Annotated in this window: 15 protein-coding genes; 7 read left to right on the forward strand and 8 right to left on the reverse strand. The window is 50.7% G+C overall.

The features are described from left to right. Positions 1-16 precede the first annotated feature (16 nt). The 3 genes from AWR27_RS23940 (at position 17) to AWR27_RS23950 (ending at position 2637) form a co-directional block, all read left to right on the forward strand. On the forward strand, positions 17-709 hold the full coding sequence (locus AWR27_RS23940; protein WP_077133515.1) for a class I SAM-dependent methyltransferase: 693 nt from the start codon (positions 17-19) through the stop codon (positions 707-709). 239 nt (positions 710-948) lie between these two features. Continuing rightward, positions 949-2088 carry a 2-isopropylmalate synthase gene (locus tag AWR27_RS23945; protein ID WP_077133516.1) on the forward strand — a complete coding sequence of 380 codons (1140 nt, stop codon included), beginning with the start codon at positions 949-951 and terminating at the stop codon, positions 2086-2088. Positions 2089-2160: 72 nt separating this feature from the next. Further along, complete coding sequence (locus tag AWR27_RS23950; RefSeq protein ID WP_077133517.1) at positions 2161-2637, forward strand: hypothetical protein; 477 nt, start codon at positions 2161-2163, stop codon at positions 2635-2637. A gap of 71 nt (positions 2638-2708) precedes the next feature. On the opposite strand, the gene AWR27_RS23955 is transcribed toward AWR27_RS23950, so the two are convergent. The 7 genes from AWR27_RS23955 to AWR27_RS23985 form a co-directional block, all read right to left on the reverse strand. Continuing rightward, positions 2709-4022 carry an esterase-like activity of phytase family protein gene (locus AWR27_RS23955; RefSeq protein ID WP_083732953.1) on the reverse strand — a complete coding sequence of 438 codons (1314 nt, stop codon included), beginning with the start codon at positions 4020-4022 and terminating at the stop codon, positions 2709-2711. Between the two features lie 117 nt (positions 4023-4139). Next, positions 4140-4730 carry a YdeI/OmpD-associated family protein gene (locus tag AWR27_RS23960; RefSeq protein ID WP_077133518.1) on the reverse strand — a complete coding sequence of 197 codons (591 nt, stop codon included), beginning with the start codon at positions 4728-4730 and terminating at the stop codon, positions 4140-4142. Continuing rightward, positions 4717-5760: an SO2930 family diheme c-type cytochrome gene (locus tag AWR27_RS23965; protein ID WP_077133519.1), complete on the reverse strand. Its 1044-nt coding sequence runs from the start codon at positions 5758-5760 to the stop codon at positions 4717-4719. The genes AWR27_RS23960 and AWR27_RS23965 overlap by 14 nt, the downstream gene beginning before the upstream one ends. Before the next feature lie 124 nt (positions 5761-5884). Then, entirely contained in the window at positions 5885-7090 is a 1206-nt protein-coding gene (locus AWR27_RS23970) for a parallel beta-helix domain-containing protein (RefSeq protein ID WP_077133520.1), read from the reverse strand. Between the two features lie 115 nt (positions 7091-7205). Next, positions 7206-9398: a sensor histidine kinase gene (locus AWR27_RS23975; protein WP_232325916.1), complete on the reverse strand. Its 2193-nt coding sequence runs from the start codon at positions 9396-9398 to the stop codon at positions 7206-7208. Between the two features lie 7 nt (positions 9399-9405). Next, complete coding sequence (locus tag AWR27_RS23980) at positions 9406-10596, reverse strand: M20 metallopeptidase family protein (RefSeq protein WP_077133521.1); 1191 nt, start codon at positions 10594-10596, stop codon at positions 9406-9408. A gap of 54 nt (positions 10597-10650) precedes the next feature. Then, positions 10651-11346, reverse strand: coding sequence for an RDD family protein (locus AWR27_RS23985; protein ID WP_077133522.1), 696 nt, complete (start codon positions 11344-11346; stop codon positions 10651-10653). 147 nt (positions 11347-11493) lie between these two features. Here AWR27_RS23985 and AWR27_RS23990 point away from each other — a divergent pair, with 147 nt between their 5' ends. The 4 genes from AWR27_RS23990 (at position 11494) to AWR27_RS24005 (ending at position 15359) form a co-directional block, all read left to right on the forward strand. After that, positions 11494-12453 carry a stage II sporulation protein M gene (locus AWR27_RS23990; protein WP_077133523.1) on the forward strand — a complete coding sequence of 320 codons (960 nt, stop codon included), beginning with the start codon at positions 11494-11496 and terminating at the stop codon, positions 12451-12453. Continuing rightward, positions 12450-13346, forward strand: a complete 897-nt coding sequence (locus tag AWR27_RS23995) for a hypothetical protein (RefSeq protein ID WP_077133524.1) — start codon at positions 12450-12452, stop codon at positions 13344-13346. The genes AWR27_RS23990 and AWR27_RS23995 overlap by 4 nt, the downstream gene beginning before the upstream one ends. A gap of 313 nt (positions 13347-13659) precedes the next feature. Next, entirely contained in the window at positions 13660-14142 is a 483-nt protein-coding gene (locus tag AWR27_RS25895; RefSeq protein WP_232325917.1) for a DUF4129 domain-containing protein, read from the forward strand. Between the two features lie 23 nt (positions 14143-14165). Beyond that, complete coding sequence (locus AWR27_RS24005) at positions 14166-15359, forward strand: DUF4350 domain-containing protein (RefSeq protein ID WP_077133526.1); 1194 nt, start codon at positions 14166-14168, stop codon at positions 15357-15359. A 9-nt stretch (positions 15360-15368) separates the two neighbouring features. Here AWR27_RS24005 and rimO read toward each other — a convergent pair whose 3' ends face one another. Continuing rightward, complete coding sequence (rimO, locus tag AWR27_RS24010; protein ID WP_077133527.1) at positions 15369-16679, reverse strand: 30S ribosomal protein S12 methylthiotransferase RimO; 1311 nt, start codon at positions 16677-16679, stop codon at positions 15369-15371. Positions 16680-16685: the final 6 nt, after the last annotated feature.

Below are 16685 nucleotides of genomic sequence, written 5' to 3' on the forward strand. Positions count from 1 at the left end.
GTTAATAATCCAACGCATGAACCAAGCCCGCCAAACGGCTGAGAAAGTCGAGTATAACGGCTCCGACAACTTAGCGATCATGAGTTTCGCTACTAACTACAATGGTAGTTTATATGACTGGGTAGCCCGCGACGTGCGCCCCGGCATGGCCGTACTGGACTTTGGTGCTGGTAATGGCGAATACGCGAACCGCTTCCCGATTGGCAGCGTCGATGCCGCCGAAATCGACCCCGACCTGATTCCACAAATTAAACAGCCCGTTGTTACCGACATCGACGCGCTGGGGGTAAAATACGACCTGATTTATACGATAAATGTGCTGGAACATATTGAGCATCATGCCGAAATGACGCAAAAGCTGGCGTCGAAGCTTAAGCCGGGCGGTAGACTGAAAGTATTTGTGCCGGCACGGCAGGAAATTTTCAGCAACATGGATACCCACGTGGGTCACTACCGCCGGTACGATAAAGCAATGGTACGCGACATCCTGGAGAAAGCGGGGCTAAAAGTTACCAGACTCGGCTACTACGATTTTGCTGGCTACTTTATTTCGCTCTTGTATAAATGGCTCGGCAAAGACGGACGAATCACGAAAGAGTCTATAGTTTTCTATGACCGGGTCGTGTTCCCAGTTAGCCGCGTATTCGACAAATTGACTGGTGGTCAGGTAATTGGTAAAAATGTTATTGCTGAAGCAATAAAGGTCTAAAAATTTTGGCGGAACGCTTGCGTCAGCTATAAAATCATTTACTTTTGTAGCGTATTTACGCATTCAGCGAAATTTCGCAGAAACATGACCGCTCCACTTTCGTCTAACCGACTGCAAAAACTACTCGTTTGAACAGGACTGAGGAAGGACGTATGTTATACTACTAAAGCCCTTTCCTCACCAGGAAAAGGCTTTTTTTACGTAACGACCAACCAATTTACCCCAACATAAATTACCATATGAGTCAGCGCGTTTATATCTTCGACACTACCCTCCGCGACGGCGAACAAGTGCCAGGGTGCCAGTTAACCACGGAAGAAAAAGTTATTGTGGCGAAAGAACTGGAACGACTGGGGGTTGATATCATCGAAGCCGGTTTCCCGGTTTCCAGCCCCGGCGATTTCCGGTCGGTTGTTGAAATCTCAAAAGCAGTTTCAGAACCGACTGTTTGCGCGCTAAGCCGGGCCGTAAAAGGCGATATCGATGCGGCTGGCGAGGCTCTGAAGTTCGCTAAACGCGGTCGGATTCATACCGGAATTGGCTCATCGGATATTCATATACGCAATAAATTCGGTAGCACCCGCGAGAAAATACTGGAGCAGGCCGTTGCCGCCGTGAAACACGCCCGCACCTATGTTGACGACGTTGAATTTTACGCTGAAGACGCCGGTCGGGCCGACCTCGTGTTTTTGGCGCAACTAACCGAAGCCGTGATCCGGGCTGGAGCCACAGTCGTCAATATTCCTGATACTACCGGCTACTGTCTGCCCGACGAGTATGGACGGAAAATTGCGTATATCTACGAACATGTTCCGAACGTGCATCAGGCTACGATTTCTATTCACTGCCACAACGACCTCGGCTTAGCCACGGCCAACACACTGGCGGGCGTAATAAATGGGGCGCGGCAGGTGGAAGTAACGATGAATGGTATCGGCGAACGGGCGGGCAACACCTCGCTCGAAGAAGTGGTGATGGCTCTGAAAGTGCGAAAAGAACTGGGCTATCATACCAATGTCGATTCAACGCGGCTGTATCCGGTAAGTCAGTTGGTGTCGGAAATGATGCGTATGCCCGTGCAGGCCAATAAAGCTATTGTGGGCCGCAACGCTTTTGCACACTCGTCGGGTATACATCAGGATGGTTTCCTGAAGCACTCGGAAAACTACGAAATCATGAACCCTCACGACGTAGGTGTGCCGAAATCATCTATCGTGTTAACGGCCCGCAGCGGTCGGCACGCGCTCAAACACCGGCTCGAACTGCTCGGCTACCGCTACGATAAACCCACGCTCGACGGCATTTACACCCGTTTCTTAGACATGGCCGACATCCGCAAAGAGGTGAACGATAAAGATTTAATGGAACTCGTGCGGTAAGAAACAAAAGTTATTAACACGCTGTTAGCCCCGTATTAACTCATCACTGTTGGCTGATAACTGTTAACTGAAATGGCACGACCAACTCCCGAACTAATCGATGCCCTGCGCCGAACGGCCCGTAATCTGAAAAATGGTGCACCCTACCAATGGGGTCATATGGGCGGCTGCAACTGTGGCAATCTGGCGCAGGAACTGACAAAGCTCAGCAAAGATCAGATTCATCGTTACGCCATGCAACGCTACGGCGACTGGAATGAGCAGGTCGATGACTACTGCCCCACCAGTACGCTTCCCGTTGATCTGGTTATCAGTGAGATGTTGAGCGCAGGCTTGATGCTTGAAGACATTAAGCATCTCGAAAAGTTAGACGACCGCGCCGTGCTGATGCGCTTCCCGGTTGAAGAACGCTTCTTAAAACACAACGTCCGTGACGACGTAGTGGCCTACATGAACGCCTGGGCCGATCTGCTGGAAGAGCAGCTTTTAGAGAAAATTACACTACCTGTATTTAATCTTGAGCTTATAGATCAAGAAGTTGTCTACTAATCAAGCGTATTGACAAAAAAAGCGGCTGTATTACCAGCCGCTTTTTTTATTGACCATCATCGCGGTTGTATCTACTTGACTGGGGTTTTGAGTGTAACGAAATACACCCTGTTCATGTCGATGGTATTCGTAGCAGGCAGAATTTTAGCCGCGTAGTTGCCCACACCAACCACCCCAAAATCATCGTCATTGGCAATAGCTAACAAAGTTGGGCTAAGCAGGGCAAGCCCTTCGGCTTTGTCGTGCGGATAGACTGGTGAAAGTTCTGTTGCCATATCAAACGCCAGCGTCTTTTTGACCGGAACGATTCCGTTTGCCAGCAGCGCAGCTTCCGTTTTAAGCTCTTCAACGGTTTTGCCACCATACAATTTACCTCCTATGCCATCGGCAGGGTCTGATATGTCAGTGGCTCCCGCAAGGTCAATTTTGTAGATACGCTTAAACAACGTTCCTGCGTTAGCCGTCGTACCAAATTCGCCATCGCGTTCGAGCACCAGAAACGTAGTATTAGTGATAGCTGTTATCTCGCTGTTGGCCTGTAGGTTAGCCCGTTCAATCAGGTACGCGTACTGTTTAGTAGCTCCGGTAGCAATGTCAAATGTCAGAATTCGGGTCACTAACGAACCAGTGATTGCTGCCTGAGATGGATTATACAGCGGGAATTGCATGATACCGACCAGCGTTTTTCCGTCGGGTGTAATAGTCAACCCTTCCATGCCCCGGTTGGCCCGACGCCGGGCAAAAACCAGCGGCATCCGACGCCCGCCTGTTCCGGTGCCAAAAGGATTGATCCGCTCGACGGTACGGCCCGTTGCATCGAAATGAACGATATGCGGTCCGTATTCATCGCTTACCCAGAACGTACCGTCGCTGGCAACAACCAGCCCTTCCGAATCGAGGCCGTCTGTGCTGGCTGGCAGCGTTTTACCGGCCAGATCGAACGCTATCTCGCCTGTTCCGCCTTGATTGACCGGGTTAGGCAATCCATTCAATTTGCCGCCCGAACTGTTTTTCAATTCGATGATCGATTCAAGAACCATTTGGCCGTTTTTCAGTCGGAACTTACCAATCTGCGGGGCAAAATCAGGCTGGGCAAATACCTTCGAGTTGGTCACGTTCCCGTCAATATTCGGTCCTCGGTCGGTAAGTAGGTAGAACACCGTTGGGTCCCTGGGGTCGGCAGCGATGGCCGAACCAAAACCGCCGTTGAAGACCTTGACGCCGTTGGTCTCAAATAAAACAGCAGGAACAACGGTGCCGGGGTTCACGGCATCGGCAACTGCCGGGTATTGGAAAGATGGAACAAGGTGATCGCTACAGGAAGCCGTTACAAGCAGTACTACCAAGCCAATGCTCAGAATGCGGGACAGGTTAAGGTGTTTCATCAGTAAGAATTTGATAGTGAACAGATCAACCACAAAATTCGACTTATCCTATTACCCGAATGTGTTCTTAACGGTGTTAGTTATGAAGCAATTATGATAATGTTAGACTGAGTACGGTTAACGCTGTTTAGGCGTGTATTGATTGGCCCGCTCGTTGCGCTCAGCCTTGGATACAATCTCTGCGATGCGTTTGGCTCGGGTTTCGGGCGTTTTAGCGTTTAGCAGCCATTCAAGAATTCCGCGCCTGACCGAACGTGGAAAGGCGTCGAAAAATGATTTGGCCATACTATTGGCATCCAGTGCCGTTTGTAAATCGGGTGGGCAAATGCCGTCTTCCAGATGATCGAGCGCAGTCCAGGTGCCGGTTTGTTTGGCGAGGTCAATCAATGCCTGCCCGGCGGGGGTCATCAGCCCGGCAGCAGTCAGTTTTTCAACCTTCGTTTTATTCACCTGGCTCCAGTTGCTTTTTGGATTGCGTTTGGCAAAGTACTGCCAGTAGTACTGCTCATCGCCTTTTTTGACAGAGCTATCGATCCAACCAAAGCACAGGGCTTCGTCAACGGCTTCGTCGTAGGTCACGCTGGGTGTTCCGCTGTTTTTCTTGAAAATCTGTAGCCACACGTTGGCGGCTATCTGGTGATTGTCAATTAGCCATTGCCGCCAGGCCGCGCGGCTTTCGGCGTAGGTTACGTTGTCAGTGGGTATCATTCGGCAATGATTTTATCCAGTCACGCACCAGAGCAATACCCTCGCGATGTGGCACTTTGCGGGCCACTTCAGGCATCATAATGCCGGGGTCGGTCGATTCCATTCGATAAAGCAAAATCGACTCATCGGGGTGCCCCGGCATTATATCGTATCGTCGGTCGCCGGAGCCGCGACCGGCTGCTACGGGCGTTTTCAGCAAGCCCCAGGCCGTTACATTTTTCTCGTGAACGCTCAGATTCAGGCCCGATGTATTGGCCGGACCTTCGGGCCGGTGGCAATGGGCGCAGTTAATATCGAGGTAAATTCGTGCGCGGGCGTCGAGCGAGCCGGTGGCGGGGTCGCTCCAGACCGGAGCGCGGGGTACGTCGGCCAGAGCGGGCAGGTCGGTCAGTAAACCGGCTTTCTGCCAGTGTTGAAGTTGATTTTCGGGGCCGGTGGTGTAGGTCAGATCGCCGTTGAGCTGCCGCGCCGATGGGCCGATGGGCGTCATGACTTCGTTGCGGTTGTGGCAGCTTTTGCACTGGTTCAGGTTCGGAATGATATACTCCTGCTGTCGTTTGCGGCCTTCGGCATCTACGAACGTTACAGGCTTTCGGTCGCCCGCGACTTCCAGCACAGCATCGGTTTGCTCGTCATTCCAGACGTATTCGAGGGCTTTCCAGCCCGCCGTTTCGCGAACGAGCAACCGCGTTTCCATGAGCCGACGGCCCTTGCTGACATCCCGAAAATCGTTGGGGTAATAAAACGTCTTGATTAAGGTTGTGCCGACCGGAAAATCCAGCACTTCGGTGGCATTATACGACACCGTTTGTCCTGTAGGCAGCTTTACAAATCGTAATTTCTCGGCATAATCTGAGAACAGGGGCGTGTTTAGTCGATACGGCACCACGCCCTCTGCGGGTTGCTGCTCGGCGAGGTTACCCTCGAAGAAGCCGTATTCCGATAGTTTTTGGGGTATGGCGGTATGTGGCTGCGTTCGGAACGACAGCAGGAGTACGGTTAGCGTAGCGAGTGCAACGAGCGTTTTCATTTGATTGTGGACTCTTCAACAGGCTTTTGTTGCTGACGCGAGTGAGACGCAAAGGGTTGCTTCTCTACAATTGACCGTCCGGTGTAGAGACGCAACCCTTTGCGTCTCACTCGCGTCAGCAATTTTACTTCCCCGCTGCCGAGACTAATGGCGGCAACTCGCACGTAACTTTGCTCAGGTCGCGTGAAATGGCTTTGAAGTTATTACCGGCGTCGATGTTGGCAAAGCGCGCGTTGACATTGTTGCGCAGGCATAGCACGGGCTGGTTTGCGGTAGCTTTATCGTCGGTAATGCCGTCCCAAATGATGTCGGGTACATCTTTACCGAACCGCAGCTTGAACCGGAACATCATGCCCATGCGTCCTTTGCGGGTTGGCAATACGGCAGGTCGTTGGTAGTCGTTATCGTGAATGCTGATAGCCGACGGATATGGGTTGTACAGGCTGTCTTTAATAGCTTCTTCGGTAATAAAATAACTGATGATGCCTGTGCCAAGCGAGATGTTGTTGTGAATGCGGTTTTTGAAAATCTCCACCTGATTGGTTGCCAGAATAAGCACACCCGTTCCGGCGGGGACTCTGGCAACGATATTACCCTTCGGGGCGAAGTTGTCGAGATTATTGTCGTGGATGTAGTTGTCGTAAACGCGCACGTTGCCGCCTTTTTTCTGCACCAGATCGGGCAGATCGAACACCAGAATACCGCCTGTATTTTGGTAGGCTTCGTTCTGATACACGTCGGCCCCAACAGAATTTTCGATTTCTATACCCGCTACGTTATGATACGCCACGCAGTTACGCACCACGATGTTCTGTGACTGACCCACATAAATACCCGCATCCGAAGCTCCAATGGCCGTGCATTTGTCGATAAGCACGTTGTTGCACTGTACGGGATACAGGCCATACGAGCCGTTGTTTTTGGATAGATCGCCAGTCCATTCGGTTTTTACGTTGCGGAACGTAATGCCGTTCACATTCATGGTTTTAATTCCATCGCCTTTGGTATCCTGCACCGTCAGGTTTTCGATGGTAATGTTTTTGCCATTAGTAATACGCAGCCCCTCGGCCCCTTCGGTTTGCCCTTTAAACGACAGAATCGTTTTCCCTTCCCCTGACGCCGGATCGCCCGCCCCGCGAATGGTGATGTTGTTCTTATCCTGCAACGACAGGCTTCCCGACAGCGTGAACGTTCCGGCAGGCAGGTCGATAATAGCACCGTCTTCCGCCATAATCAGATCGGTCTGAATTTTCTTCTGTACGGCAGGCTGCGCTACGGCTACAGAACCGGCTACATATAAAGCGATTAACGTGAAGAGCTTAGCATTCATCGTGCGCAGAAATTGACTGTTGGATACTGTACAAATCTAAGAAATTATACGCAGTTACCCTGAAAATAGGTCAGGTTGTGTTTGCGCTACGTTTACCGAGTAACTTTAAAAGGTATCACACTGGCAATTTTATTACAAACTCCGTTCCTTCGCCTTCGTGGCTTTCTACAATTAATTCGCCCCCGTATCTTTTTGTGATGATGTCGTAGGAAAGCGACAAGCCCAGCCCGGTGCCTTCGCCGGTAGGTTTAGTGGTAAAGAACGGCTGAAAAATTTTCTGTTTTACCACATCAGGAATGCCCGTGCCGTTATCACGCACGCTGATTTTGATTGTTCCACTCTTGAACCGCGTACTAACCCACACAGTTGGCTGATAAGCTGTTCCCGGTCCGGTGTTTGTTGCCCGTTCCTGCACGGCATAAAACGCGTTGTTGTACAGATTTAACAACACCCGCCCAACATCCTGCGATACAACCGAGACACTTGGCAAGGCGGCATCAAGGTCAGTAAAGAACTGACAGCTAAACGTTTTGTCTTTGGCCCGCAGCCCGTGATAAGCCAGCCGCAGATATTCGTCGGCCAGGGCGTTCAGATCGGTAGGGGTAGGTTCGCCCGTGCTGGCGCGGCTGTGTTCGAGCATTCCGCGTACAATAGCCCCGGCCCGTTTGCCATGCTGGTTGATTTTTTGAAGATTCTGTTTAATGTCGCCCAACAGTTCGACTTCTAAACTTTCATCGCGATTGTTTCCTTTTTCCCGCTCTTCTTCCAGTTCATTAACCAATTCAACCGATACCTCTGAAAAGTTATTGACGAAGTTGAGTGGATTCTGAATTTCGTGAGCGATACCCGCCGTTAATTCGCCTAACGAGGCTAATTTCTCTTTCTGAACAAGCTGATTCTGCGTTGTTTTCAGCGTTTCGAGCGATTGTTGTAATTCGGCAGTACGTTCGCGGACTTGTTGTTCGAGCCTTTCGTTTTGTTCGGCAATGAGTCGGCTGCGTTCTTTTTCGAGTTGTTCGCGTTCAATGGCCTGCCGGGCTACTTGTTGACGTGTAAGGTTATATCGGTTGAGCAGGGCGGCTGAGAAAAAGATAATCATCCACGCAAAGGCCATGTTTTCTGCGTACTCGAACGACGCTGGCAGTTCTCTCGACAAAGAAACCTGGAAGTAGGTGTAGAATGTCTTGTCGACCACGGTAAAAAGCCACCAGATAGCGAGGGGCATAATGGCAATCAATACAAACCGGGCATCGCTGTTTTGTCGGCGCATTTGCCGGTACGTGAGCCAGATGCATAAGCTGTAGACCACCCGAACAAGGATTTCCAATACCAGTTCGAGCCAGAGTGCTGCCTGCGGTGCCCACCAGAATAGCATAATTTGAGCCACATAGACTACGATTGTCAGGTTTAGTGTGTAGACAATGAGCCTGTCGAGCCGGGTCAGCGAAACCTGAGGCTGCACAAACCGCCGAATGGCCTGTATGAAGCAGACGAAAAAAGCCAGGAAAAAGAAGTTGCCGAAGAATTGAAGCCAGTATGGGTATTCACTAAACAAGGCCGTTTGCGCGTTCGTTTGATTTCTGTCACGGTCGAGCACAAAAAAGAGCAGACATAAACCGAAATACAGATACACCCGCTCTTTTGTGGAACTGTAAACGAGCAGGTTATAGCCAAAAGCCAGCAGCAGAACGCCCACGCCGACGCCATTGTACCAATGGATCAACCAGCCCTTGTTGGCAAAATAATAGCGAAAAACAGCCTTTGCTAACCCTGCTTCCGTTTCAAGTTGCGGCTTGAAGTATTGGGGCGGCATGTGCCACCACACATTCTCCGCGCGTTGATAAATGGTAGTTTCCTGCCCCGCTTTCAGCCGAAAGAATACCCGGCTCGAACTTCGATAGCCGTTGTGTTCGGTCAATTCGCTCTGGGGCAACAAAGCTCCCGCCCGTCGGTGCTGCCACTGGCTGGCTGAGTCGAGCCAGTAGATATCGGCATAATCGCCGGTGATATTGCTGTAGTACACGCCCAAATCAGTGGGGCGGTCGTTGCGGACGCGCATTCGGAGCCAGTAAACGTGCGTCTGCCGGTCAGGGTCATAATTAGGTCCTGACCGAAATCCGTTGCTGCGCCGTACCTCGTCAAACGTGAGCCTGTGCGAAGAATCGGCGAACACTTGAAAGTGAGCCGTATCGAACGGAAAATACGCCGAATCGGTCTGGATCGATACGGTGGGCGGCCAACCTGTCTGAGCCAGCCCAGCCGTCAGATTTACAAACCAGAGAAGTAGGGTCAGGAAGGCGTATCTCACACGTCGATTATTGATTTGTGGCGAGTTCCTGCACAGCCAGCCAACTCATCAGGCCCGCGCCAATTTCAAGGGCCGATTCGTCGATGTCGAACGTAGGCGTATGCACGCCCGACGTAATGCCACGGGCTTCGTTACGGGTGCCGAGCCGATAAAAACACGCGTCGACAACCTGTGAATAAAAAGCGAAATCTTCGCCCGCCATCCACAAATCCAGATCAATTACGTTCGACGCGCCCATGTAGTCAACGGTCTGCGCCCGCAGTCGGCGGGTTAGTTCAGGGTTGTTTTGCAGGAACGGATAGCCGTGAACAATGTCGAACTCGCAGGTGCCGCCCATAGCTTCGGCAATACCCTGCGCCAGTTTCACCATACGCCGTTTGCCCTCGGCCCGCCATTCCTCGTTCATACACCGAAACGTTCCCTGAATCGTCACTTCATTGGGAATTACGTTCGTAACGCCATCGGCAATGAACCGCCCGAACGACAGTACGCTGGGGCTGGCCGGGGGGCGGTTGCGGCTAATGACCTGCTGCAAAGCCACGATAATGTGCGAGGCAATCAATACGGGGTCAACTAAACCGTCGGGCATGGCTGCGTGGCCGCCCTTGCCACGCACGGTCAGGTAGAGTTCGTCAGTGCTTGCCATGTACATGCCCTCGCGGAAGCCAATTTTGCCCACCGGAATATTCGGAGCTACATGCTGCCCAATCATGCTCACGGGCGCGGGGTTTTCCAGCACCCCTTCCTTAATCATCAGCGACGCCCCGCCCGGTGCTTTTTCTTCGCCGGGCTGAAATACTAATTTTACCGTGCCATCGAACTGATCGCGTAACACGTGCAGAATACGCGCCACACCGAGCAAACTGGCCGTGTGCGCATCGTGTCCGCAGGCATGCATAACTCCCTCAACAGTAGATTTGTACGGCACGTCGTTCGCTTCATGAATAGGCAGCGCGTCCATGTCGGCCCGCAACCCAACCACTTTGCTGCTGGCGTTTCGGCCCTCAATCAGCGCGACAAGGCCGGTATCGGCTACTCCTTCCTGCGGAGTAATGCCAATGGCCTTGAGCTGATCGGCTACGTAGCGGGCCGTATTGCGTTCATGAAACGACAGTTCAGGGTGAGCGTGCAAATGACGGCGGGTTTGCACAATATCAGCAGCATACTGCCGGGCAAGCGATTTGATGGAATCGAGCATATGTAACGCGGCTGGAAAGCCGCCTGTAATTTTTTCTACGGCTTTCCAGCCGCGTTACTGTGTTGTTATAAACTGATAATCACTGACAACCGTTTCCAGAAATGCCCGGTTGCTCAGATTAGTCTGGATGCCAGTTACTTCCTTGATTTTATCGGCTGTTCGCAATAATACGTATTCATCGCCCCGCTGAAGTACTTCACGCACTACGCTTACGTCGCGGTCGGTCAGCAGGCGCACGTCGGGAAATTGCACGGTGTAATTATCAGCGAAGGGTTGTGTCTGCAAATCATCAAACGAAACGGCGGGCTTCAACCGTACAACGGTAGTTCCGGCAGCAATATCGCCCAAGCGTTGGCCTTTGCCGTTAGCGGCAATTGTAATAACAGGCACAATGCCTGCCATAAACGGCCCCGATTCAACAATGCGGGTAAGCCAACGAAGCAGATACGCCCCTACGGTTGGCTGCGATCCATCGAGCATAACGACCCGAATGCCAATAGCTAACTTGCCTACACTACGACCATTTAACAGGTATTCGCAAAGCAGGTCGTACAAGACGATGGGAGCAAAAAGAAATGTTGAAAAAAAGCTGCTTATGGTAATACCTAACCTATTAGGTAATGCAAAGACTAACATAAACCACCCAAAAAATACTAAGTAGTCTATTAATGTAGCTAAAATTCGTTCACCAACGCTTGCTGGTTCATAGTCTACATCAACATTCTGCGATGTGCGGATAGAAATTGACATCAATCAACCAATTTGCACTTTAGTTAAAGACTTAGTAATTATCATAAGCCAGACATGAAAAATAGCTACCTTATGTTTGGCCGTTCCCACAATATTCACCAAATTTTCGGTCTCTACACAGTTTTCAATCATGAATGGCCCAATTCTATGCGCGAGGCCCTGTTTATTAAACGAAATTCAGACAAGTGGAAGGCCATTGAACAGGCTACGTCTGCTGCGGCTACCCGGCCTGATCCCGATGAATTGGTCGCCAATTTCATTGAACTGACCGATGATCTTTCCTACGCCCGAACGTTCTATCCCGATGCCAACGTAACGCGCTACCTCAACGGATTAGCCGCGCAAATGCACCGGGGTTTGATGCAAAACCGACGCGATGACCGCAGCCGTATCATTACGTTCTGGCAATACGAACTGCCGCTGCTGTTTCGGCAGTCGCATCGATTGCTGGCCGTATCGGCCCTGATTTTTGGCGTTGCCTGTGCGCTTGGGTGGTTGTCGGCAGCCCATGATAATACCTTCGTGCGGCTGATTCTGGGCGACGCCTACGTGAACATGACGTTGGAAAATATCAAAAAGGGTGATCCGCTGGGCGTGTATGCCAGTCAGGATCAGGGCAGTATGTTTATTCAGATTACGCTTAATAATATTTACGTCTCGTTCCGCACGTTTATTTTTGGCCTGTTGGCGTCGTTTGGTACGATGGCGATGCTGTTTTACAATGGCGTGATGCTTGGTTCGTTTCAGTACTTCTTCTACGAACGGGGCTTGCTGCTCGATTCGGTACTGAAAATCTGGATTCACGGTACGCTCGAAATTTCGGCCATTGTCATTGCCGGGTGCGCCGGACTAACGGTTGGCAACAGCCTGTTATTTCCCGGTACGTATTCGCGGTTGGTATCATTCAAACGCGGCATGAAACAAGGGCTGAAAATTGCCGTTGGCTTAGTTCCGGTTTTCATCATAGCTGGTTTTTTAGAAAGTTTCATAACCCGGCTCACGCTTCATCCGATTGTTAGCGGGGGCATCATTTTTGCGTCGGCCAGCTTTATTCTCTGGTACTTTATTTTCTACCCCCGTACACTAAACCGTTCTGTTACGCAATGATTCCTATTTTTCAGCAACGCGAATTTGGCGATAAGGTCAACGCTACATTTCAATATATAGCGAAGCAGTTCCAGAGTTTAGGGGCGGCCCTCTTATACATTGTAGGTCCGGTTGCTCTGTTAGCTGGTATTGCTTCGGGCATTATGCAGTCGAATATGCTGCGACTAATTGGCGAATCGGGCAACGCCAACACCCGCGATTTTGCAGCTGCCTTTCAATTAGCCGGTTTTTTCGCATCTCCGTCATTCTGGCTATCGATGCTACTGGGTATCGTTGCCAACGTGGCTGTTATCCTGGTTGTGTTCACGCACATGAAACGTTATGCGAATCAGTTGCTAAATCCTGCCCCAATTAGCGTAGGTGAAGTTTGGGCCGACATGCAGCCCGCTATTGGCCGGGTGTTGTTACTCACGGTTATCGTATCAATCGTATCGGGGGTAGCAACAATGTTTTTTATTGTTCCTGGTATCTATCTGTTTGTAGTTTTGTCGCTGGCTCCGGCTATTGCTGTATTTGAAGAAACCGATTTTGGGCAGACGTGGAACCGTTGTTTCGCACTTATTCGCGACAAATGGTGGTCGACGCTGGGGCTAATTATTGTGATGGCGATTATTGCGGTTATTATTAGTACCATTTTTTCAATACCAAATGCTGTGATTGGCTTCCTCGTAGGAGCAACTCAGAAAACAGATAGGCTTACCAGTTGGTTACTCATTGGTAATGTAATAAGCGTTGTTGGGCAAACGTTGCTCTATTCCCTGATTTACGTTGCGATTGGTTTTCAGTATGGCAATTTGGTCGAACGGCAGGAGGGACGGGGGCTGCTCTCTGCTATCGATCAGATTGGCAGGCCATCCACACAGCCGCGAGCATTAGACGAAGGTGAGCAGTAAGACACATAACAAACAGCAGCCGTTACGGCAAAGCAGGGGGCACTTCCATCAGCAGGTAGTCTGTTGGTGTGCTGGCTGGTTGTTCACGGCCTTTTTTTTCTTTGGCTTATCCCTTGCTACTAAAAATAATGCATACGCTCAACCCCAGAGCGAAGCGGTCGAGGCACCCGATGATCGCTCGGTTGTTGTTGTCAGACGTCCTGAAAATGAGCAGCTTAGATCGTTTCGTGCTGATGGTGATTATCGATATGACCGCGACGTGCCGCCCCCCGAAAACCCGTTGGCACGATTTTTGAGTTGGTTCTGGCAAAAAGTGGTCCAGATCTTAAATAGCGAAGCATATCAAAGTATCGGCCAGTATATAGTGCTGGCTGGCATTGCTGCTTTCGTTATTTATCTGCTACGCAAAGCTGAAATGCTGAACTTTCTCTTCCCTAAAAAAACTCAGATTGCCGAACTGCCCTATGAAGGCGTTACGGAGAATATCTATGAAATTAATTTCGATACGGCTATCGAGGAGGCCATTACCCGGCAGGATTTCCGGTTGGCAGTGCGGTTGATGTATCTGCAAACGCTTAAATACTTGGACGAGGCCGGGCAGATTAACTACCAACCCGACAAAACTAATCGGCAGTACGTATACGAACTGGCAAATTCACCCCAGCAAGATGAGTTTGAAACCTTGACACGGCAGTTTGAATTTGTCTGGTACGGCGATTTTCCGGTCGATGATGCTCTGTTTTCGGTTGTAAAAGCTAAATTCACGACCTTCAATCAGGTCGTTAGACATCTGTAGGCGACCGCAGCCTTAGCCCGACTTTGCGCCGACCCAACAAATACGTCCTCATACTGCTTGCCACTGTGCTGGCCTATGTACTCATTGAGTATTACCGCCCCCGGCCTATCGACTGGACGCCCACCTACGAGAACGACGACAAAATTCCGTTTGGCACTAACGTACTGTATTCATTGATGCCGGGCCTGATGCACCAACCGAACGTACAAACCATTCGGTTGCCTGTTTATAATTTCCTGACTGAAACGGAACGGGCCGGTCGAAGCAATTATGTCTTGATTTGCCAACGGTTCGAGGCCGACCAAACCGATTTAAGGGAGTTGTTTCGCTACGTTCGACAGGGAAATAACGTATTGATTTCGGCCTATGAACTGCCCGATTCACTGGAGAAAGTGCTCGGGTTTGAAGCGACCCTGAAAGACCCTACTAAAGCCGATACTACGTTAAAGCAGTTTTTTCAAAACCCACGTCTAAGCCGCGTCAATGGGTACGTATTCCCGCAGGATGATGGCCGGAATTTTCTGCGCATCAAAAAACCACAGCGTATTACCGTTCTGGGTCGAAACGCCCGCCGGGAGCCGGTATTTATCCGGGTGGCTTATGGGCAGGGGCAATTTCTGATCCACAATTTGCCGCTCGCTTTTACCAATTACTACGTACTCGATCCTAAAACGGGCGATTATGCGTTTAAGGCCCTCGCCTATCTGCCCGCATTGCCAACGTATTGGGACGAATACCAGAAGCAGGGGCGTTTTAACGAAGAAGAACAGTCTATTTTCCGATATATTCGTTCGCAACCCGCGCTCAACTGGGCCTACTACATTGTGCTGTTCGGGTTATTGTTCTACGCCATTTTCGCCGGAAAGCGAATGCAGCGAATTATTCCAGTGCTGGAACCGCCCCGGAACACATCATTGGATTTTGTAAACGACGTAGGCCGCCTTTATTTTCAACAAGGTGATCATGATAACCTGGCCCGCAAAAAAATTCAGTACTTCTTAGCCGATGTCCGCGACCGCTACAATCTGAACACTACGGTTTTAGACGACGAATTTGCTAAACAATTCGCCCGTAAACACGGCACACCAATTCAGGAAACACTCGAACTGGTGCGAACGCTGCGACAGGCGCAAAAAAGCATTTCGCTGTCTGAGTACGATTTACTGACTGTGAACGGGGTTATCGAGCGGTTTAACGCTACGGTTTCAACGACCTGACAGGGCCAATTACACAACCTCGCCATACAGGTCAAACTCTTCGGCACGAAGTACCCGGACGTTGGCAAAGTCGCCCAGCCGAACATACGGCCCGGATGCAGAAACTAATACTTCGTTGTCTACTTCGGGCGAATCGGCTTCGGTGCGACCAATAAAGTAGCCGCCTTCTTTCCGGTCGAACAGCGTTTTGTAGATGCGACCGATTTTCTGTTGGTTCAGCTCCGATGAAATGCCCTGTTGCAGATCCATCAACTCGTCGGCGCGTTCCTGCTTGGTATTGGCTGGCACATCGTCGGGCATCGAAAACGAATGCGTATCGTCTTCGTGCGAGTACGTAAACACGCCCATGCGGTCGAAGCGCATTCGTTCTACGAAGTCATAAGTCTCCTCGAACATGGCATCGGTTTCGCCGGGATGTCCTACAATCAGCGTTGTGCGGAGTGTAATGTCAGGAATACGTTCACGAATAGTTTGAATGAGGCTCTCGGTTTTTTCGCGCGTAATGCCCCGACGCATGAGCCGCAGCATCTCGGTCGAGCCGGTTTGGAGGGGCATATCCAAGTAATTGCAAACGTTGGGCCGGTTGCGCATTACGTCGAGGATTTCGAGCGGAAAACCCGACGGATACGCATACTGCAACCGAATCCAGTCGATGCCTTCTACATCGGCAAGTCGGGCAATCAACTCATCGAGGTTGCGCTTGCGGTAAATGTCTAACCCGTAATACGTTAAATCCTGTGCAATCAGAATCAGTTCTTTCGTGCCGCGCCGGGCCAACGACCGGGCTTCTGTTACTAACTCGTCCATTGACCGCGATACGTGTTTACCACGCATGAGCGGAATAGCACAGAACGAGCAGGGCCGGTCGCAGCCTTCGGCAATTTTCAGATACGCGAAGTGTGCGGGTGTAGTCAGCAACCGTTCGCCCACGAGTTCGTGTTTGTAGTCGGCCCGGAGCGTTTTCAGCAGGCGGGGCATTTCGTTGGTGCCAAACCACGCATCGACGTCGGGAATTTCAACCTCCAGTTCGTCTTTATAGCGGTGCGACAAACAACCCGTAACATACACCTTGTCGACTATGCCTGCTTCTTTCGCATCAACGTACCGCAAAATGGTGTTGACCGATTCTTCCTTAGCGTTGTCGATAAAGCCGCAGGTGTTAATGACGACAATGTTGGCGTCGTCTTTTTTCGATTCGTGTGTCACGTCTATACCGTTGCCCTTAAGCTGGGTAAAGAGTACCTCCGAGTCGACTAAATTTTTCGAGCAGCCGAGCGTGACGATATTGATTTTATTAGTACGTAATCCTTTGGTTTTCATCTGGTA

It is taken from the genome of Spirosoma montaniterrae, assembly GCF_001988955.1.
GTDB classification, from domain to species: Bacteria; Bacteroidota; Bacteroidia; order Cytophagales; family Spirosomataceae; genus Spirosoma; species Spirosoma montaniterrae.

What these genes read in the sequence shown, in the direction of transcription:
- AWR27_RS23955 (WP_083732953.1), bottom strand. Translation starts at nt 4,022, where the DNA reads ATGAAACACCTTAACCTGTCCCGCATTCTGAGCATTGGCTTGGTAGTA.
- rimO (WP_077133527.1), bottom strand. Translation starts at nt 16,679, where the DNA reads ATGAAAACCAAAGGATTACGTACTAATAAAATCAATATCGTCACGCTC.
- AWR27_RS23940 (WP_077133515.1), top strand. Translation starts at nt 17, where the DNA reads ATGAACCAAGCCCGCCAAACGGCTGAGAAAGTCGAGTATAACGGCTCC.
- AWR27_RS23970 (WP_077133520.1), bottom strand. Translation starts at nt 7,090, where the DNA reads ATGAATGCTAAGCTCTTCACGTTAATCGCTTTATATGTAGCCGGTTCT.
- AWR27_RS23960 (WP_077133518.1), bottom strand. Translation starts at nt 4,730, where the DNA reads ATGATACCCACTGACAACGTAACCTACGCCGAAAGCCGCGCGGCCTGG.
- AWR27_RS23990 (WP_077133523.1), top strand. Translation starts at nt 11,494, where the DNA reads ATGCGCGAGGCCCTGTTTATTAAACGAAATTCAGACAAGTGGAAGGCC.
- AWR27_RS23995 (WP_077133524.1), top strand. Translation starts at nt 12,450, where the DNA reads ATGATTCCTATTTTTCAGCAACGCGAATTTGGCGATAAGGTCAACGCT.
- AWR27_RS23950 (WP_077133517.1), top strand. Translation starts at nt 2,161, where the DNA reads ATGGCACGACCAACTCCCGAACTAATCGATGCCCTGCGCCGAACGGCC.
- AWR27_RS23980 (WP_077133521.1), bottom strand. Translation starts at nt 10,596, where the DNA reads ATGCTCGATTCCATCAAATCGCTTGCCCGGCAGTATGCTGCTGATATT.
- AWR27_RS23985 (WP_077133522.1), bottom strand. Translation starts at nt 11,346, where the DNA reads ATGTCAATTTCTATCCGCACATCGCAGAATGTTGATGTAGACTATGAA.
- AWR27_RS23945 (WP_077133516.1), top strand. Translation starts at nt 949, where the DNA reads ATGAGTCAGCGCGTTTATATCTTCGACACTACCCTCCGCGACGGCGAA.
- AWR27_RS23965 (WP_077133519.1), bottom strand. Translation starts at nt 5,760, where the DNA reads ATGAAAACGCTCGTTGCACTCGCTACGCTAACCGTACTCCTGCTGTCG.